Origin of the sequence: Streptomyces sp. NBC_00690 (assembly GCF_036226685.1) — a bacterium.
Lineage (GTDB): Bacteria > Actinomycetota > Actinomycetes > Streptomycetales > Streptomycetaceae > Streptomyces.
On record NZ_CP109009.1, the window covers coordinates 7,207,893 to 7,225,948 of the forward strand.

At 68.8% G+C, this 18,056-nt stretch carries 17 protein-coding genes; 11 read left to right on the forward strand and 6 right to left on the reverse strand.

The genetic code is table 11. The features are described 5' to 3' along the window. Window positions 1–12 precede the first annotated feature (12 nt). The 3 genes from OID54_RS31395 to OID54_RS31405 form a co-directional block, all read right to left on the reverse strand. The gene (locus OID54_RS31395; RefSeq protein WP_329025062.1) at window positions 13–2,427 is read right to left on the reverse strand and encodes a Tex family protein; all 2,415 of its coding nucleotides are present in this window, start codon (window positions 2,425–2,427) and stop codon (window positions 13–15) included. Window positions 2,428–2,513: 86 nt separating this feature from the next. Beyond that, a complete protein-coding gene (locus OID54_RS31400; protein WP_329025063.1) occupies window positions 2,514–2,648 on the reverse strand; it encodes an LPFR motif small protein in 135 nt (44 codons plus the stop codon). 123 nt (window positions 2,649–2,771) lie between these two features. Next, the gene (locus tag OID54_RS31405) at window positions 2,772–3,584 is read right to left on the reverse strand and encodes an enoyl-CoA hydratase/isomerase family protein (RefSeq protein WP_329025064.1); all 813 of its coding nucleotides are present in this window, start codon (window positions 3,582–3,584) and stop codon (window positions 2,772–2,774) included. Between the two features lie 74 nt (window positions 3,585–3,658). On the opposite strand from OID54_RS31405, the gene OID54_RS31410 reads away from it, so the two are divergent. Beyond that, entirely contained in the window at window positions 3,659–4,336 is a 678-nt protein-coding gene (locus OID54_RS31410) for an HdeD family acid-resistance protein (protein ID WP_329025066.1), read from the forward strand. Between the two features lie 134 nt (window positions 4,337–4,470). Further along, window positions 4,471–4,923, forward strand: coding sequence for an ATP-binding protein (locus OID54_RS31415; protein ID WP_329025068.1), 453 nt, complete (start codon window positions 4,471–4,473; stop codon window positions 4,921–4,923). A 35-nt stretch (window positions 4,924–4,958) separates the two neighbouring features. Here OID54_RS31415 and idi read toward each other — a convergent pair whose 3' ends face one another. The 3 genes from idi to galE all read right to left on the reverse strand — a co-directional run bounded on the left by idi (window position 4,959) and on the right by galE (window position 8,256). After that, window positions 4,959–5,540 (reverse strand): isopentenyl-diphosphate Delta-isomerase, encoded by a 582-nt coding sequence (gene idi, locus OID54_RS31420; RefSeq protein WP_329025070.1) that lies wholly within the window; start codon window positions 5,538–5,540, stop codon window positions 4,959–4,961. A 382-nt stretch (window positions 5,541–5,922) separates the two neighbouring features. Further along, on the reverse strand, window positions 5,923–6,864 hold the full coding sequence (locus tag OID54_RS31425) for a cation diffusion facilitator family transporter (RefSeq protein WP_329025071.1): 942 nt from the start codon (window positions 6,862–6,864) through the stop codon (window positions 5,923–5,925). Window positions 6,865–7,284: 420 nt separating this feature from the next. After that, the gene (gene galE / locus OID54_RS31430; protein ID WP_329025072.1) at window positions 7,285–8,256 is read right to left on the reverse strand and encodes a UDP-glucose 4-epimerase GalE; all 972 of its coding nucleotides are present in this window, start codon (window positions 8,254–8,256) and stop codon (window positions 7,285–7,287) included. Between the two features lie 389 nt (window positions 8,257–8,645). On the opposite strand from galE, the gene OID54_RS31435 reads away from it, so the two are divergent. The 9 genes from OID54_RS31435 (at window position 8,646) to hpnD (ending at window position 18,028) form a co-directional block, all read left to right on the forward strand. Continuing rightward, window positions 8,646–10,466 (forward strand): DUF5941 domain-containing protein, encoded by a 1,821-nt coding sequence (locus OID54_RS31435; RefSeq protein ID WP_329027890.1) that lies wholly within the window; start codon window positions 8,646–8,648, stop codon window positions 10,464–10,466. Then, window positions 10,463–11,200 (forward strand): phosphocholine cytidylyltransferase family protein, encoded by a 738-nt coding sequence (locus tag OID54_RS31440; protein ID WP_329025073.1) that lies wholly within the window; start codon window positions 10,463–10,465, stop codon window positions 11,198–11,200. The genes OID54_RS31435 and OID54_RS31440 overlap by 4 nt, the downstream gene beginning before the upstream one ends. Continuing rightward, window positions 11,188–12,249, forward strand: a complete 1,062-nt coding sequence (locus OID54_RS31445) for an iron-containing alcohol dehydrogenase family protein (RefSeq protein WP_329025074.1) — start codon at window positions 11,188–11,190, stop codon at window positions 12,247–12,249. The genes OID54_RS31440 and OID54_RS31445 overlap by 13 nt, the downstream gene beginning before the upstream one ends. After that, complete coding sequence (locus OID54_RS31450) at window positions 12,227–13,006, forward strand: CDP-alcohol phosphatidyltransferase family protein (RefSeq protein WP_329025075.1); 780 nt, start codon at window positions 12,227–12,229, stop codon at window positions 13,004–13,006. The genes OID54_RS31445 and OID54_RS31450 overlap by 23 nt, the downstream gene beginning before the upstream one ends. A gap of 35 nt (window positions 13,007–13,041) precedes the next feature. Then, window positions 13,042–13,887 (forward strand): glycosyltransferase family 2 protein, encoded by an 846-nt coding sequence (locus tag OID54_RS31455; protein WP_443055804.1) that lies wholly within the window; start codon window positions 13,042–13,044, stop codon window positions 13,885–13,887. A 102-nt stretch (window positions 13,888–13,989) separates the two neighbouring features. Further along, on the forward strand, window positions 13,990–14,919 hold the full coding sequence (locus OID54_RS31460; protein ID WP_329025078.1) for an ABC transporter permease: 930 nt from the start codon (window positions 13,990–13,992) through the stop codon (window positions 14,917–14,919). After that, window positions 14,912–15,700 carry an ABC transporter ATP-binding protein gene (locus tag OID54_RS31465; RefSeq protein WP_329025080.1) on the forward strand — a complete coding sequence of 263 codons (789 nt, stop codon included), beginning with the start codon at window positions 14,912–14,914 and terminating at the stop codon, window positions 15,698–15,700. Before OID54_RS31460 ends, OID54_RS31465 begins: the two co-directional genes overlap by 8 nt. Before the next feature lie 457 nt (window positions 15,701–16,157). Continuing rightward, window positions 16,158–17,081 carry a squalene synthase HpnC gene (hpnC, locus tag OID54_RS31470; RefSeq protein WP_329025082.1) on the forward strand — a complete coding sequence of 308 codons (924 nt, stop codon included), beginning with the start codon at window positions 16,158–16,160 and terminating at the stop codon, window positions 17,079–17,081. A gap of 8 nt (window positions 17,082–17,089) precedes the next feature. After that, window positions 17,090–18,028: a presqualene diphosphate synthase HpnD gene (gene hpnD / locus OID54_RS31475; protein ID WP_329025085.1), complete on the forward strand. Its 939-nt coding sequence runs from the start codon at window positions 17,090–17,092 to the stop codon at window positions 18,026–18,028. The last annotated feature ends 28 nt before the right edge of the window (window positions 18,029–18,056 follow it).

Here is an 18,056-nt window from a genome sequence, read left to right on the forward strand (position 1 = left end):
CAAGCGAAGGGGTCAGCGCCGCCGATCGGGCCCGGTCAGCCCCGCCTTGCGCAGCGCGTCCGCCATCGCACTGTTCGTCGGCGCCGGCACCTGGCGGTCACCACCGCGCCCACCCTGCTGACGGCGCTGCTGCCCGCGTTCGTTGCGTCCGCCGCGGTCAGCACGGTCGCTGCGGTCAGCACGGTCGCTGCGGTCAGTGCGGTCGCCTCGATCTCTTGGTGTGCGTCCGCCTCCCTCCGCCTTCTTCGGCGCCGCCTCGTCGTCGAGCCGCAGTGTCAACGCGATCCGCTTGCGCGGAATGTCCACGTCAATGACCTTCACCTTGACGACGTCACCCGGCTTGGCCACCTCCCGCGGATCCTTCACGAACGTCCGGGACATCGCCGACACATGGACCAGACCGTCCTGGTGCACCCCGATGTCGACGAACGCACCGAAGGCCGCGACATTGGTGACCACGCCTTCGAGGACCATCCCCGGCGCCAGATCGCCGATCTTCTCCACGCCCTCCTTGAAGGAAGCCGTACGGAACGCCGGCCTCGGATCCCGACCGGGCTTCTCCAACTCCCGCAGGATGTCCGTCACCGTCGGCAATCCGAACGTCTCGTCCACGAAGTCGTCGGCCCGCAGCGACTTCAGCACACCCGTGTTGCCGATCAGCGACGCGACCGCGCCACCGGTCGTCTTCACCATGCGGCGCACCACCGGATACGCCTCGGGGTGCACGCTGGAGGCGTCCAGCGGGTCCTCGCCGTCCCGGATCCGCAGGAAGCCCGCACACTGCTCGTACGCCTTCGGACCGAGCCGCGCCACGTCCTTGAGCGCCCTGCGTGACCGGAAGGGGCCATGGGCGTCCCGGTGCGCCACGATGTTCTCCGCGAGACCCGCACCGATGCCGGAGACCCGGGAGAGCAGGGGAGTGGAAGCCGTGTTGACGTCCACACCGACACCGTTCACACAGTCCTCGACCACCGTGTCCAACGAGCGCGACAGCTTCACCTCGGACAGGTCGTGCTGGTACTGGCCGACACCGATCGACTTCGGGTCGATCTTCACCAACTCGGCCAGCGGGTCCTGCAACCGGCGCGCGATCGAGACGGCACCCCGCAACGACACATCGAGGCTCGGCAACTCCTGCGAGGCGAACGCCGAGGCCGAGTAGACCGATGCCCCCGCCTCCGAGACCATCACCTTCGTCAGGTTCAACTCGGGGTGGCGGGCGATGAGTTCACCCGCGAGCTTGTCCGTCTCACGGGACGCCGTGCCGTTGCCGATCGCGACGAGGTCGACCGCGTGCTCCCGGGCGAGCTGTGCCAGCCGCTCCAGCGCCTGGTCCCACTTGTTGGCGGGCACGTGCGGATAGATCGTGTCCGTGGCGACCACCTTGCCCGTCGCATCCACGACGGCCACCTTCACACCCGTACGGAAACCGGGGTCGAGCCCCAGCGTCGCACGCGTTCCCGCCGGTGCGGCGAGCAGCAGATCGCGCAGGTTCGCCGCGAACACCCGCACCGCCTCGTCCTCGGCGGCCGTCCGCAGACGCAGCCGAAGATCGATGCCGAGGTGCACCAGCACCCGTGTCCGCCAGGCCCAGCGCACGGTGTCCGCGAGCCACTTGTCGCCGGGACGACCGCGGTCGGCGACTCCGAAGCGACGCGCGATCGCGTTCTCGTAGGCGGAGGGTCCCGGCTCCTGGGACGGCGTGTCCGGCTCCAGCGTGAGGTCGAGGACATCCTCCTTCTCGCCCCGCAGCATGGCCAGCACCCGGTGCGACGGCAGCTCCGTGAACGGTTCCGCGAAGTCGAAGTAGTCGGCGAACTTCGCCCCCGCCTCCTCCTTGCCCTCGCGCACCTTCGCGGCCACCCGGCCCCGCGTCCACATGCGTTCCCTCAGCTCACCGATCAGATCGGCGTCCTCCGAGAACTTCTCCGTCAGGATCGATCGGGCGCCCTCCAGCGCCGCGGCCTGATCGGCAACGCCCTTGTCCGCGTCCACGAAGGGCGCAGCGGCCGTCAGCGGCTCCACCGTCGGGTCGGTGAGGAGTCTCTCGGCCAGTGGCTCCAACCCCGCCTCGCGGGCGATCTGCGCCTTGGTGCGCCGCTTGGGCTTGAACGGCAGATAGATGTCCTCCAACCGCGCCTTGGTGTCGGCGCTGCGGATCTGCGCCTCCAAGGTCGCGTCCAGCTTGCCCTGCTCCCGTACGGACTCAAGGATCGCCGCCCGCCGGTCCTCCAACTCCCGCAAGTACCGCAGGCGCTCTTCGAGCGTGCGCAACTGCGCGTCGTCGAGCATCTCGGTCGCTTCTTTGCGGTAGCGCGCGATGAACGGCACGGTGGACCCGCCGTCGAGCAAGTCCACGGCCGCCTTGACCTGCCGCTCCCGTACGCCGAGTTCCTCGGCGATCCTGCCTTCGATGGACGTCGTCACGGTTCCCCGACTCGCCTTCCCGTACTGCCAGTGCCTGAGAGTGCATTGTGCCGGTCCGCCGGGACGGATGTCGCGCTGCCCGCCCCTCAGGCACGTCGCGTACGGCCGCCTCGGCCCGATGCTCCGCCGAAGAGACGGGCCAGAAGACGGAACGGCAGGGTGACGACGGTGGCGACGGCGGAGCCGAGGGTACGGAACACATCTGCGATGGCGCGGAACATGAAAACCTCCTGATGGCGTGGTGTGCGATCAGGGATCGGCTTGCCCCGGGCGGCGCGTCCAAACACGATCATGCGGGCCGGACCGGGGCGCTGTGTGAACCGGGCGCAGGAGGGCCACCCGATTCAGCGGTGGCGCAGGTCCCCAGGGCGACGCTCGGGCGCCGGCTCCGGAACCGTCCAGGTGAACCGCGGTGCACGACGTTCCAGAAAGGCCGCGACGCCCTCCGTCGCCTCGTCGGCCGAGCGCGCCTGCTCCGCCCAGTAGGCATCCCGGTCCACCCGGCCTGCGGCGAACTCCTTGGCCGCGGCCTGGGTGAGTTGCGAGCGAGCGGCGAGGGTCCGGGTGAAGGCTGCGACGCGCTGGCCCAGCTGTCCCGTCGGCACGACCTCGTCCACCAAGCCGGTCCTGAGCGCCCGGTCCGTGTCGATCAGCTCGGCGGAGAACAGCAGGTACTTGGCCGCGGACGGGCCGATCAACGACACCAGCCGACGCGTCGAGGAGGACGGATAGACGATGCCCAGCCTGGCCGGCGTCACCCCGAACAGCGCACCCTCCTCGGCGAACCGCAGATCGCAGGCCGCCGCGAGCTGGCACCCGCCGCCCACGCAGTGGCCGCGCACGGCGGCCAGCGTCGGCTTGGGAAAGGCCGCCAGGGCTTCCTCCGCACGGGCCGCAAGAGACTGCGACGACTCCCCGGTCCCCCTCAGCGCGGCGATGTCGGCGCCGGCGCAGAACGTGCCACCCTCCCCGGTGAGCACCAGAGCCCGTACGTCTCGGTCGCCGGCCAGCGGTCCGAGCAGCTCCGCCAGCTCCCGCCACATCGATCCGGTCATGGCGTTGCGCTTGGCCGGGTTGCTGATCACCACGGTGGCCACACCGTCGGTGACGCTGTGTGTCACCCGCGGTGGGGTGCTCGGCTGGGCTGGTGACTCCATGTGGCGGATGCTATCCGCCACCAGCGGACCTACGATCAAGGAGGGGCACAGGGGGGTTCGGCAAGGAGGCAGCGATGGCCGGTACCGCTCAGGCGCCCAAGAAACTGAAGCGCAACTTCAGTCTGCTGGCCGCGCTCGGTGTGATCCTCGTGCTCGCCGGACTCGTCGGCCTGATCTACACCTGGGCCGCCACGCTCACCTCCATGCTGCTGTTCGGCTGGCTGCTGCTCATCGGCGGGGTGATCGGTCTGCTGCACGCCATCGAGTCCCGTGGCAGCGACTACTTCTGGCTGGCCGTGGTGGTCGCGGCACTGAACATCGCCGCGGGAGTCGTGGTGATCAGACACCCGGAGGGGTCGGCGGAGGCCCTGACGCTCTTCGCAGCGCTCCTGTTTCTCACCGGCGGGCTCTTTCGGCTGGTGGGTTCCCTGGTGGTGCGCGGTCCGCAGTTCGGCTGGACGCTGCTCCAGGGGGCTTTCGGGCTGCTGCTGGGCATTCTGGTCCTGGGTAACTGGCCGGAGAGCAGCCGGTACGTCCTGGGGCTGTTCTTCTCGCTGGCACTGCTCTTCGACGGTCTGGGACTGCTGGCGATCGGGGTCGGCGGCCGTCGGATCGTCCGTATGGTCGCCGAGCCTGCGGGTCCGGAGGGTAGGGGTGGGCGGACCACCGCCCCCGGTGCCACCGGCCCCTCGCCCGGGATCGGCGACGACGCACACCGGCCAGAAGGAGACCAGGACCAGTCGCGCGGTTGACGCTGGCATACGCACGCGGTCAATACGGGTCAATTGGTGCTGACTTCTGTTCAGACCCACAGTCCGGCCCGGCTCGCTGCCAACACTGTTGACTCGATGGTCAGTAGCTGCCGAGCCAAGGGTGGTACCGCACGATGGAGAGCCGCGGGAGCGTCCCTGCGCATCCACTGGCATACGAGGGCGTCTGGCGGTTCACCGCCCCGACGGTCGAGGTGTCAGTGCCCCAGTCACGACAGGCGGTGCGCGACCTCCTGCGCCGCCAGTGCGTCCCGATGGGGGACGACCTGCTCCAGGGGATCCTTCTGATCGTCTCGGAGCTCGTCACCAACGCGGTCAAGCACGCCGCAGTGCTCTCGCCCGAGGTGGTCGTGGAGGTCACCGTCGTCGCCCGAGGCGTCCGGGTCTGCGTCGAGGACGACCATCCGTACCGTCCTCAGGCGCTGGAGACGGACTGGCGGCAGACCGGGGGCCGCGGATTGCATCTGGTGCGGGAGATCACGCGCGAGGCGGGCGGCAGCTACGCCGTCGAACACACCGCGCGGGGTGGAAAGGTCGTATGGGTAGAGCTGCCGCTCACACGGTGCTGAGGGACGCCCGGTGGGGCGCCCCTACCGCGCTGCCGCTACCAGCCGCAGGCGCGGCCCGTCATTTCCCTGACCGCGGGGCGCGCCGCGTCCAACACCGTCATGAACCAGGTCGAGAAGGTGTCCTTCTCGACCCGCTCGGCCAACTCGTCCGCCGTGACGTAGGCCGTTTCGCCGACCTCGTCGGGATCGGGCAGTACCGGGGCCTGGACGAGACCCACGAAGAGGTGGTTGTACTCCTGCTCCACCAGGCCCGACGCCGGGTCCGGGTGGTTGTAGCGGACCGTGCCCGCTGCGGCGAGCAGCGAGGGCGAGAGGCCAAGCTCCTCGTGGGTGCGCCGGGCCGCGGCGGCGAACGGCGCCTCGCCCGGGTACGGGTGTCCGCAACAGGTGTTCGACCAGACGCCGGGGGAGTGATACTTGCCGGCGGCGCGGCGCTGGATGAGCAGGCGGCCCTGCTCATCGAAGAGGAAGACGGAGAAGGCCCGATGCAGTTGCCCGGGTGCCTGGTGGGCGGCGAGCTTCTCCGCGGTGCCGACAGTATTGCCCTGCTCGTCGACCAATTCGAGCAGAATCGTGGGGGGTGCACTGTTCGTGGCGGTGGCTGGTGAGGTCGGCATAACCATCCTTCGCATGTGGTCCTCGCCCTGAGGGGCCTGCCTAGTCTGCCGTACAAAAGCGGCTTGTCCGCACCTCTGCTTGTCCGGGCATGTCCTTTAATGTCCATCTCGCTAGCCCGGGCCCCGGGGTCAACCTGGGCCAGGGGCGGCACTCCGCAGGTCGTGGAATCGGGATCGTGCCCTGTGCCGTCCCGCGGCACATTCCAAGGTCAATCAAACACCAGTTGCGCCGGGGTCCTGACACCGGTATGCCGATCGACGGCGCCCGCCTCGTGTAGGGGGCTCGCACGGCTTGACAGTGCGCCCATGTGAGGGGCCGCCGAGTCAGATGTGACTCGGCGGCCCCCTCATTTCCCCTCGCATCAGCGTCTGGGACGCCCTCTCAGTGGCACACCCTCGCCTCGTGCTCGGCATGGCCGACGGGCTCCAGTTGGAAGGTGCAGTGCTCCACATCGAAGTGGTCCCCCAGGCACTCCTGGAGGTCGTGCAGGATCTTCTCGTGGCCCTCCGCCTCCAGGGCGCTGGGGCTCACCACCACATGCGCCGAGAGGACCGGCATTCCGGAGGTGATGGTCCAGGCGTGTAGATCGTGGACGTCCTCCACGCCCGGCAGGGCAGTGATGTGGGCCCGCACATCGGCCATGTCGACGTCCTTGGGGGCGGACTCAAGGAGGACGTTCAGCGTCTCCCGGAGCAGCTTGAAGGTGCGTGGCACGATCATCAGGGCGATCACCAGCGAAGCGATCGGGTCGGCCGTCTGCCAGCCGGTCGTGATGATGATCGTGGCGGACACCAGGACGGCGAGGGACCCGAGGGTGTCCGCCAGCACCTCCAGATACGCCCCGCGCACATTGAGGCTCTCCTTCTGGCCGCGCACGAGCAGCGAGAGGGAGATGATGTTGGCAACCATGCCGACCAGGGCGAAGACGATGGTCAGGCCGCCTTGCGTCTCGGCCGGGGTGATGAACCGCTCCACCGCCTCGAAGAGGACGAAACCGCCGACGCCGAGCAGCAGCAGACAGTTCGCGAGCGCCGCGAGTATCTCCGCCCGGGCGAGACCGAAGGTGCGGGTCTGGCTGGGGGGTCGATTGGCGAAGTGGATGGCCAGCAGTGCCATGGCGAGACCGACGCCGTCGGTCGCCATGTGGGCCGCATCGGCGACCAGGGCGAGGGAACCGGTGATCACACCGCCGATGATCTCCAGCACCATCACGCTGAGCGTGATCGTGAGTGCGATCCGCAACCGCCCCTTGTAGGCCGCGGCTGCGGTCCCCGTCGGCGGTGCGTGCGAGTGCGAGTGTCCGTGGTCGTGCCCAGCCCCCATAGGAGACGCCTCCCGGTCATCGAACAATGATCTGTCGAATCCACAGTGAACTACGGGTAGGGGGTATAGGCAACACGGCACTGAACACCGTTGTCATAACCTCTGACCTGCGGAAATGTTCCGCAGGTCAGAGACGCGGGCGGACATTTCAGCTCGTCCGAAGAGTGAGACGCAGGAGGGACGGCCGCCCCGGCGCAGGCGCCCCCGCGCATTCACCGGGGGGTCGCGGCCGTACACCGTCGAGCGCTGTTTGCACCCGCTATGCCTATCGGGGGCGGACGGAGAACGACCCGGGCACACCGTCCCTGCGGTGTGCCCGGGTCGTTCGGACGAGTGGAAAAGCAGACAAGCAGACAAGCAGGCAAGCGGGCTACGGAAGGTGAAGCAAGAAGGGCGATGGACCCAGGAGCCGTATCCGGGCTACTCGGGGTGCCGCAGTCGCCATCCGGCCCAGGCGGACTCGACCATCTCGCGCACCCCGTGCGATGCGGACCATCCCAGCTCGTCGCCGATCAGCCCGACCGACGCCACCGCCTTCGCCGCGTCACCGGGCCGCCGAGGCTCGACCACGGGCTCCGCGGTGTAGCCGGTCACCTCAGCCACCAGATCGGCGAGCTCCCGCACGGAGACGCCGACTCCCCGGCCGATGTTGACGGTGAGATCACCGCGCACATCCCCCTCGGTCAGTCGGCGCGCCACGGTGAGGTGGGCGTTCGCGAGATCGGCGACATGGATGTAGTCCCGGATGCAGGTGCCGTCCGGCGTCGGATAGTCAGCGCCGAAGATCCGGGGTGCCTCGCCGCGGGTGATGCGGTCGAAGAACATCGGGATGATGTTGAAGACCCCGGTATCGGCCAGCTCCGGTGTGGCCGTGCCCGCCACGTTGAAGTAGCGCAGACAGGCCGTCGACAGTCCATGCGCCTTGCCCGTGGCCCGCACCAGCCATTCCCCGGCCAGTTTGGTCTCTCCGTAGGGGTTGATCGGCACGCAGGGTGCCGACTCCGGGATCAAGTCCAGCTCAGGGACCCCGTACACCGCTGCCGAAGAGGAGAAGAGGAACCTCTGAACACCCGCCTTGACGACAGCATCCAACAACACGGTCAGACCGTGAATGTTCTCCTGGTAGTAGTGGAGCGGCTGCTCGACAGACTGCCCGACCTGCTTCTTCGCTGCTAGATGTACAACCCCCGTGACATCGTGAGTCGCGATGGTGTGATCCACCACTTTCCGGTCCAGTACTGAACCGCGCACAAGCGGAACCTCTTGCGGGAGGCGTTCGACGATCCCCGACGACACATCGTCCAGGATTACGACCCGCTCGCCCGCCCCCAGCATCGCCCGCGCCACATGCGCGCCGATATACCCCGCTCCACCTGTAATCAGCCAACTCATGGCCGTCAGCCTAGGACGTGTCCGAGTAATCCAAGTAAACGGCGTCGTCCGCCCGAATGTTCTGGCGGGGATCGTTCGGAGGCGATCCAGGGCCTCTCCGCCGGGTCTTGCCAGGGTCTCGTGCCCTGACCCGTGGGAAAGGCCCCGGAGCCATGAGGGGGCGGTTTGTGGCCCGAGGCACTGATCGATAATGATGATCTCCGTGCGGGCTCCCTCCACGGGTGCCCGCTATGCCGGTCGGAGGCCGACCGGGGCGCAAATGGCCAGTGAACTCCCGCCTGAGTGCATCCGATAGCCTCTGCCGCAGTCTCCGCCGACGTGCCGCCGTCCTTCAGTGCAGGGACGGGCCGCCGCGCGCCACCACCCTCGGTTCCAAGGAGTGAGTTCGTCTGCCGACCGCCATCCTCACCGGTCCGCCCGTGCCCGGATCGTCCCTCGATGGCGATCTGCGGTCCCTGGGCTTCGACGTACGGGTCTCATCGGAGGCCGAGCGCACCGCCGAGATCCTGGCGGCGGTGCCCGCCGACGAGCGGGTCGCCCTCGTGGACGCTCGGTTCGTCGGCCATGTCCACTCCCTGCGCCTCGCCCTGACCGACCCCCGGTTCCCGGTGGCCGCCGTACCCGGTGCGCTCACCGCGCAGCCGGCCGCGCGCTCCGCCCTCAAGGGAGCGGTGACCGCCGTGGAGGCCCGGGGCGCCGAATACGCGGTACGGCTGGACCAGGCACTGCCCGACCTCCTCGCCGAAGATCTGACCGCGGACGGCACGGCCGTCCACCGTCCGGAACTCGGCTCCCTCGTGGCGACCGTGCCCGACGACCCCCAGGCCCGCAACGAAGCACGCCAGGCCGTCGCCGCCGTGGACGAAGAGGCCGTACGCCTGCGTTCCGCGGTCAAGGCCCGGGACGGCTTCTTCACCACCTTCGCGATCAGCCCCTACTCGCGCTACCTCGCCCGCTGGTGTGCCCGACGGGGGTTCACCCCCAACCAGGTCACCACCGCGTCCCTGATCACCGCCCTGATCGCGGCGGGTGCCGCCGCCACCGGCACCCGGGCCGGCTATGTGGCCGCCGGAGTCCTGCTGCTGTTCTCCTTCGTCCTGGACTGCACCGACGGACAGCTCGCCCGCTACTCGCTCCAGTACTCGACGATGGGCGCCTGGCTCGACGCGACCTTCGACCGGGCCAAGGAGTACGCCTACTACGCGGGTCTGGCACTCGGTGCGGCCCGGGGCGGCGATGACGTGTGGGGGCTTGCGCTCGCCGCGATGGTCCTCCAGACCTGTCGTCACGTCGTGGACTTCTCCTTCAACGAGGCCAACCACGACGCCGTCTCCAACACCAGCCCCACCGCGGCGCTCTCCGACCGGCTGGACAGCGTGGGCTGGACGGTCTGGGTCCGACGGATGATCGTGCTCCCTATCGGCGAGCGCTGGGCCATGATCGCCGTCCTGACGGCCGTCACCACCCCCCGGATCGTCTTCTACGCGCTGCTCATCGGGTGCTCCTTCGCCGCCTGCTACACGACCGCGGGCCGTCTGCTGCGCTCGTTGACCCGCAAGGCGGAGCGGACCGACCGCGCCGCCGGCGCCCTTCATGACCTCGCCGACTGCGGCCCGCTGGCCGAAGCGGTCGCACGGGCCGCGCACGGTGTCGTCCGCGGGCTGCCCGCACTCGCCGCACCCGTGATCGCGTTCCTCGGAGCGGCCGGGCTCGTCACCACCGCCGCACTGAGCGACTACGGTTCCCCCTGGCCCCTGATCGCCGCCGTGCTGTACGCCGTCACCTCCGGCATCGCGGTCGCCCGCCCCCTCAAGGGAGCGCTCGACTGGCTGGTTCCCCCGATCTTCCGCGCCGCCGAGTACGGCACGCTGCTGGCACTGGCGGCCCGCGCCGAGGTCGAGGGCGCCACCGGGGCCCTGCCCGCGGCCTTCGGGCTGGTCGCGGCAGTCGCCTACCATCACTACGACACGGTGTATCGAATCCGGGGGGGCACTGGCGCGCCTCCGCACTGGCTGGTGCGGGCGATCGGCGGGCAAGAGGGCCGGATCGCGGCCGTCACGCTGCTGGCCGCCCTGGTCGGTGGCACCGGATTCACCATCGCGCTGACGACCCTCGCCGCGGTCATTGCCCTCGTGGTGCTGGTCGAGAGCATCCGCTTCTGGGTGTCCTCCTCCGCACCCGCCGTACATGACGAAGGAGAAACCGCATGATCGGCCTCGTACTGGCCGCCGGTGCCGGACGGCGACTGCGCCCCTACACCGACACGCTTCCGAAGGCCCTCGTGCCCGTGGCGGGTGAGAAGACCGTCCTCGACCTCACCCTGAGCAACTTCGCCGAGATCGGGCTCACCGAAGCGGCGATCGTCGTCGGTTACCGCAAGGAAGCTGTCTACGAGCGTCAGGCCGCCCTGGAAGCCGCCTACGGCCTCAAGCTCACCCTCGTCGAGAACGACAAGGCCGAGGAGTGGAACAACGCCTACTCCCTGTGGTGTGCCCGGGAGGTCCTCAAGCGCGGAGTCATCCTCGCCAACGGGGACACCGTCCACCCGGTCTCCGTCGAGCGGACCCTGCTGGCAGCCCGGGGCGAGGGTCGAAAGATCATCCTCGCCCTGGACACGGTGAAGCAGCTCGCCGACGAGGAGATGAAGGTCATCACGGACGACGCCGACCAGGTGCGGCGCATCACCAAGCTGATGGACCCCACGACCGCGACCGGCGAGTACATCGGCGTCACCCTGATCGAACCCGAGGCGGCCGTCGAGCTCGCGGACGCCCTCAAGGTCACCTTCGAGCGTGACCCCGACCTCTACTACGAGGACGGCTACCAGGAGCTCGCCGACCGCGGCTTCGGCGTGGACGTGGCCCCCATCGGCGACGTCAGCTGGGTGGAGATCGACAACCACGACGACCTCACGAAGGGCCGTGGGATCGCGTGCCAGTACTGACCCGGCTCATTCCGTCGCCGGTCGTCGTCGACATCAGCAGGGGAGCCCTCGACGATCTGGCCGGGCTCCTCGCCGACCAGCGCATCTCGTCGTCCGGCAAGCTCGCGGTGGCGATCAGCGGCGGCTCGGGGCGCACCCTGCGCGAGAGGCTCTCGCCGGTGCTCCCGGGCGCGGACTGGTACGAGGTCGCGGACGGCACCATCGACTCCGCGGTGACGCTCGCCGACGCCATCAAGGGACAGCGGTACGACGCCGTGGTCGCCCTGGGCGGCGGCAAGATCATCGACGTCACCAAGTACGCGGCGGCCCGCGTCGGGCTGCCCATGGTGTCCGTCGCCACCAACCTCGCCCATGACGGCATCTGCTCGCCCGTCGCCACCCTCGACAACGACAACGGCCGCGGCTCCTACGGCGTGCCCACGCCCATCGCCATGGTCATCGACCTCGATGTGGTGCGCGAGGCGCCGCCCCGGTTCATCCGCTCCGGCATCGGCGACACCGTCTCCAATCTCTCCGCCATCGCCGACTGGGAGCTGTCCCACGAGATCAACGGCGAACCGGTCGACGGACTGGCCGCCGCCATGGCCCGGACCGCGGGCGAAGCCGTGCTGCGGCACCCCGGCGGGGTGGGGGACGACGCGTTCTTGACCGTGCTGGCCGAGGCCCTGGTCCTCACCGGCATCGCGATGTCGATCAGCGGTGACACCCGACCCTCGTCCGGTGCCTGCCACGAGATCAGCCACGCCTTCGACCTGCTCCACCCCCAACGAGCCGCGAGCCACGGTGAACAGGTCGGTCTGGGAGCCGCCTTCGCCATGCACCTGCGGGGTGCCACCGAGGCATCGGGACTCATCGCGGAAGTGCTGCGCAGACACGAACTGCCGGTGCTGCCCACCGAAATCGGGTTCACCGTGGACGAATTCGTCGAGGCCGTGAACTACGCCCCCCAGACCCGCCCCGGGCGCTTCACCATCCTTGAGCACCTTGACCTCACCCCCGACCAGATCAGGGACGCGTACGCCGACTATGCCAAGACCATCCGTAGCTGAACTCCGCCCGGTCGTTCACCCGGAGGGAGTGAAGGACCGGAGAAGCGGCGAACACTGGGCCGGACGCCTCTACATGCGAGAGATCTCGCTGCACGTCGACCCCTACCTGGTGAACACCCGGATCACGCCCAACCAGCTGACCTACCTCATGGTCGTGGTCGGAGTGATCGGCGGTGCCGTACTGCTGGTGCCCGGACTCACCGGCGCGATCCTCGCCGTGGTGCTCTTCCAGCTCTACCTGCTGCTCGACTGCGTCGACGGGGAGGTCGCCCGCTGGCGCGGCCAGACCTCGGTGACCGGGGTCTACCTCGACCGCATCGGTCACTACATCTGCGAGGCGGCCCTGCTGGTCGGCTTCGGTGTGCGCGGCGCCGATGCCTTCGGCGACGGGCGCCCCGAGTGGCTCTGGGCCTTCCTCGGCACCATCGCGGCACTGGGCGCCATCCTGATCAAGGCCGAGACGGACCTGGTCGACGTCGCCCGGCAGCGCAGCGGCCTGTCCGCCGTCAAGGACGAGGCTTCGGTCCCGCGCTCCTCGGGACTCGCGCTCGCCCGTCGGGCCGCCGCGGCGCTGAAGTTCCACCGGCTCGTCGGCGGCATCGAGGCCAGCCTCTTCATCCTGGTGTGCGCGATCCTCGACATGGTCCAGAGCGATCTGTTCTTCACCCGTCTCGGCATCGCGATCCTGGCCGGCATCGCCGTCGTCCAGACGCTGTTGCACCTGGTCTCGATCCTCGCCTCCAGCAGGCTCAAGTGACCGCCTCCCTCAAGCTCGGCGCGGTGGTCATCACCATGGGTGACCGCCCCGACGATCTGCGGGCCCTGCTGGATTCGGTGGCCGCGCAGAAGGGCGACCCCGTCTCCGTGGTGGTCGTCGGCAACGGCGCCCCGGCCACCGGGGTGCCCGCTGGGGTGCGGACGGTGGAGCTGCCGGAGAACCTGGGCATCCCGGGCGGGCGCAATGCCGGCATCGAGGCGTTCGGACCGTCCGGCGCGGAGATGGACGCGCTGCTCTTCCTCGACGACGACGGACTGCTGCCCGACCCCGGTACCGCCGAACTGGTGCGGGAGGCGTTCACGGCGGACGCCCGGCTGGGCATTCTCAGCTTCCGGATCGCGGACCCGCAGACGGGCGTCACCCAGCGTCGTCATGTACCGCGACTGCGTGCGGCCGACCCGATGCGCTCGTCCCGGGTGACCACCTTCCTCGGTGGTGCCAGTGCCGTGCGCACCGCGGTGTTCGCCGAGGTCGGCGGGTTGCCCGCGGAGTTCTTCTACGCACACGAGGAGACCGACCTCGCCTGGCGGGCCCTCGATGCGGGATGGTCCATCGACTACCGCTCGGACCTGCTGCTCCACCACCCGACGACAGCACCCTCCCGGCACGCGGTCTACCACCGTATGGTGGCGCGCAACCGGGTCTGGCTGGCCCGTCGTAACCTGCCCGCACCCCTGGTGCCGATCTACCTCGGTGTCTGGGTGCTCCTCACACTCGCCCGGCGGCCTTCGGCGCCCGCGCTGAAGGCGTGGCTGGGCGGATTCGCCGAGGGCTGGCGGGCGCCGTGCGGTGTTCGTCGGCCCATGAAGTGGCGTACCGTGTGGCGGCTCACCCGACTGGGCCGACCACCGGTGATCTGACAAGCTTGGGCCTTGAGAGCACCGGGCGCACTCCGGCGATCCGGCGACGGCCGGGTATCGCGCCCCAACTGCCGCGCATCTCGAAGACGAAAGTTTCCACTTGTGAGTGACACTACCCATGACGGTGCGATCACGATGACCGCCCGGCCATCGGCCGACGACGGTCTGTCTCCGGCACAGCTCGCCAGCAAGTACGGTCTGACGGTCAGCGGTGCCCGGCCGGGACTGACCGAGTACGTCCGTCAGCTGTGGGGCCGGCGGCACTTCATCCTGGCGTTCTCCCAGGCCAAGCTCACGGCCCAGTACAGCATGGCCAAGCTGGGGCAGCTGTGGCAGGTGGTCACCCCGCTGCTCAACGCCCTGGTCTACTTCCTGATCTTCGGCCTCATCCTGGAGGCCAACCGGGGCATGGCGGTCGAGGTCTACATTCCGTTCCTGGTGACGGGCGTGTTCGTCTTCATGTTCACCCAGAGTTCGGTCATGGCGGGTGTGCGCGCCATCTCCGGCAACCTCGGTCTGGTGCGTGCCCTGCACTTCCCCCGGGCGTCCCTGCCCGTCTCCTTTGCGCTCCAGCAGCTCCAGCAGCTGATGTTCTCCATGGTCGTGCTGCTGCTGATCGTGATCGGATTCGGCAGTTACCCGCAGCTCTCCTGGCTGCTGGTCATCCCCGCGCTGGTGCTCCAGTTCGTGTTCAACGCGGGCCTCGCGATGATCATGGCCAGGCTCGGCAGCCAGACGCCTGACCTCGCCCAGTTGATGCCGTTCATCATGCGGACCTGGATGTACGCGTCCGGTGTGATGTTCTCCATTCCGCTCATGCTTGAGGGCAAGCCCACCTGGATCGTCAATCTGCTCCAGTGGAACCCGGCGGCCATCTACATGGACCTGATCCGCTTTGCGCTCATCGACGACTACGGTTCGCGGAATCTGCCGGACCACGTCTGGGCGTTCGCCGTCGGCTGGGCCGTCCTGTTCGGCGTCTGCGGGTTCGTGTACTTCTGGAAGGCTGAAGAACGGTACGGACGTGGCTGATAACAACACTGAACGGATCCCCACCGTCATCGCCGACGATGTCCACATCGTCTACCGGGTGCACGGCGCGGGAGGCGGCAGGGGCGGCGCCACCGCAGCCCTGAACCGCATCGTGCGCGGGAAGAAGAAGGGCGAACGCCAGCGTGGTGTGCGTACGGTGCACGCCGTGCGCGGCGTCTCCTTCACTGCGTACCGCGGTGAAGCCATCGGACTCATCGGCACCAACGGTTCGGGCAAGTCCACCTTGCTGCGGGCCATAGCAGGACTGCTGCCCACCGAGCGCGGCAAGGTCTACACGGACGGCCAGCCCTCGCTGCTGGGCGTGAACGCCGCGCTCATGGGCGATCTCACCGGCGAGCGCAACGTCATCCTCGGCGGCTTGGCGATGGGCATGTCCCGTGAGCAGGTCCGCGAGCGCTACGAGTCCATCGTCGACTTCTCCGGCATCAACGAGAAGGGCGACTTCATCACCTTGCCGATGCGGACCTACTCGTCGGGCATGGGCGCGCGGCTGCGGTTCTCGATCGCGGCGGCGAAGGACCACGACGTCCTGATGATCGACGAGGCCCTGGCCACCGGTGACCGCAAGTTCCAGATCCGCTCCGAGCAGCGCATCCGGGAGTTGCGCAAGCAGGCCGGCACGGTCTTCCTGGTCAGCCACAGCCTCGGCTCGATCCGCGACACCTGTGACCGGGTGCTGTGGCTGGAGAAGGGCGAACTGCTGATGGACGGTCCCACCGCCGAGGTCCTGAAGGCGTACGAGAAGGAGACCGGCAAGTAGCTGCGGTAGAGCCGTGGGAGCGGTTCCGGCAGCCGGCCGGCCCCGATAGGGCCCCCGCCTGGTCATCCTGGCGGGGGCCTTCCCGCGTCCTCGGACATGAGGCGGCACGCTCCGCCGAGACCCGCACCGTGGGGGACCGGGAACCTGTGGAAGACCAAGTCCGTTTATTCGATGAAAGGTTGGCCGATCATGCGACGTTCGTGTAATGGCCGCTACGCCCCGACGCATCGGCGGGTGTTGTACGACGTAAGCTGTACCAGTGCTGAATCGCGGCAAGTGGGGCGATACGTCCTCGATGCCCCGTCCGGCGGTCGGACCTCCAGTCGACGCCAAGACCGGCGGCGTGTCCGAAATGGGATGGATTGGGTCGGCAGTGTAGAACGGGAGATGTGACGGCAATGATCGGAATTCTCCAGCTCCACGAGGCTTTCGCCGTCCGCGCACCTGGCAGCCACGTATGACCGAGACCCGGCAGATCCCCACGGTGCTCCCGGCGCCCGCCGTGCGCGCCACCCTCGACAAGGCGACGGATGAGAACTTTCCCGTCGCTCCCTTCTTCCTGCCCCGGGCCTGGCGCGCGGACCTCATGGCCGTCTACGGATACGCCCGACTCGTCGACGACATCGGTGACGGCGACCTCGCACCCGGCGGCGCCGATGCCCGATGGCTCGGCGTCGCACCCGCCGAGGCCGACGATCGACTGGTCGTCCTCGACGCCTTCGAAGCCGACGTCCGACGGGTCTTCGCCGCGGACGAGCCGCGTCACCCGATCCTGCGCACGCTCGCCCCGACGGTCCGCGCTCGATCCCTCACGATCGACCCCTTCCTCGGACTGATCGAGGCGAACCGCCGTGACCAGGTGGTCCGCCGCTACGAGAGCTACGACGAACTGCTCGCCTACTGCGAACTGTCCGCCAACACCGTCGGACACCTCGTGCTCCAGCTCACCGGAACCATGAGCCCCGAACGCCTGCGCCGCTCCGATGCCGTCTGCACCGCGCTTCAGATCGTCGAACACCTCCAGGACGTGGCCGAGGACCTCGACCGTGACCGCGTCTATCTGCCCGCCGAGGACATGCGCCGCTTCCACGTCACCGAGGCTGACCTCAAGGCGTCATCGGCGAACGCATCGGTGCGCGCACTGATCGCGTTCCAGGCCCAACGGGCCGATGAACTCCTCGACGAGGGCATTCCCCTCGTCGCCAGCGTGACGGGCCGGCTCCGACTCCTGCTCGCCGGATTCACCGGCGGGGGACGGGCCGCACTCGGCGCCATCAGATCCGCCCGGTACGACGTACTGGGCGGGCCGCCCAGACCTGCCAGGACACAACTGCTCCGCGACGTGGGAGCCGTATTGCGAAGAGCGCGTAAAGAGGGGTGAGCCGGACCATGGAACAACTGACACGGGCGCCCGCCCCGGTGCAGGCCGCGTACAGCTACTGCGAGGCCGTCACCGGACAGCAGGCGCGCAATTTCGCCTACGGCATCAGACTGCTGCCGCTCGACAAGCGACTGGCGATGTCCGCCCTGTACGCGTTCTCCCGACGCGTCGACGACATCGGCGACGGCGCACTCGCCCCCACTGAGAAGCAGAAGCGCCTGGAAGCCACCCGGGAACTGCTCGACCGCATTCGTCGCGAGGACGTCGCCGAGGACGACACCGACCCGGTCGCGGTCGCCCTCGCCGACACCGCGCGCCGCTTCCCGCTGCCGCTCGACGGCCTCGATGAACTCATCGACGGCGTGCTGATGGATGTGCGCGGGGAGTCCTACGAGACCTGGGACGACCTCAAGGTCTACTGCCGTTGTGTCGCAGGCGCCATTGGCCGGCTCTCCCTCGGCGTGTTCGGCACCCAGCCCGGTACGCCGGGCACCGAGCGGGCCGCCGAGTACGCGGACACCCTGGGCCTCGCGCTCCAACTCACCAACATCCTCCGGGACGTCCGCGAGGACGCCATCAACGGACGGACCTACCTGCCCGCCGACGACCTCGCCAAGTTCGGTTGCTCGGCCGGCTTCACCACGGCCACGCCCCCCATCGGCTCCGACTTCGCCGGGCTGATCCACTACGAAGTCCGCCGCGCCCGCGCGCTCTTCGCCGAGGGCTACCGGCTGCTTCCCATGCTCGACCGGCGCAGCGGGGCGTGCGTTGCGGCGATGGCCGGCATCTACCGGCGACTGCTCGATCGCATCGAACGCGACCCGGAGGCAGTCCTGCGCGGTCGGGTCTCCCTGCCGGGCCGTGAGAAGGCGTACGTCGCCGTACGCGGCCTCTCCGGCCTGGACACCCGGCACATCAGCCGCCACACACTGCGGGGCCGTCCATGATCCATGAGCCGACACCATACGATCCGGC

Coding starts and splice junctions, on each gene's coding strand:
- idi (WP_329025070.1), bottom strand. CDS start 5,540: ATGCCGACCTCACCAGCCACCGCCACGAACAGTGCACCCCCCACGATT.
- hpnD (WP_329025085.1), top strand. CDS start 17,090: ATGGAACAACTGACACGGGCGCCCGCCCCGGTGCAGGCCGCGTACAGC.
- OID54_RS31415 (WP_329025068.1), top strand. CDS start 4,471: ATGGAGAGCCGCGGGAGCGTCCCTGCGCATCCACTGGCATACGAGGGC.
- galE (WP_329025072.1), bottom strand. CDS start 8,256: ATGAGTTGGCTGATTACAGGTGGAGCGGGGTATATCGGCGCGCATGTG.
- hpnC (WP_329025082.1), top strand. CDS start 16,158: ATGACCGAGACCCGGCAGATCCCCACGGTGCTCCCGGCGCCCGCCGTG.
- OID54_RS31405 (WP_329025064.1), bottom strand. CDS start 3,584: ATGGAGTCACCAGCCCAGCCGAGCACCCCACCGCGGGTGACACACAGC.
- OID54_RS31425 (WP_329025071.1), bottom strand. CDS start 6,864: ATGGGGGCTGGGCACGACCACGGACACTCGCACTCGCACGCACCGCCG.
- OID54_RS31450 (WP_329025075.1), top strand. CDS start 12,227: ATGCCAAGACCATCCGTAGCTGAACTCCGCCCGGTCGTTCACCCGGAG.
- OID54_RS31455 (WP_443055804.1), top strand. CDS start 13,042: ATGGGTGACCGCCCCGACGATCTGCGGGCCCTGCTGGATTCGGTGGCC.
- OID54_RS31410 (WP_329025066.1), top strand. CDS start 3,659: ATGGCCGGTACCGCTCAGGCGCCCAAGAAACTGAAGCGCAACTTCAGT.
- OID54_RS31400 (WP_329025063.1), bottom strand. CDS start 2,648: ATGTTCCGCGCCATCGCAGATGTGTTCCGTACCCTCGGCTCCGCCGTC.
- OID54_RS31440 (WP_329025073.1), top strand. CDS start 10,463: ATGATCGGCCTCGTACTGGCCGCCGGTGCCGGACGGCGACTGCGCCCC.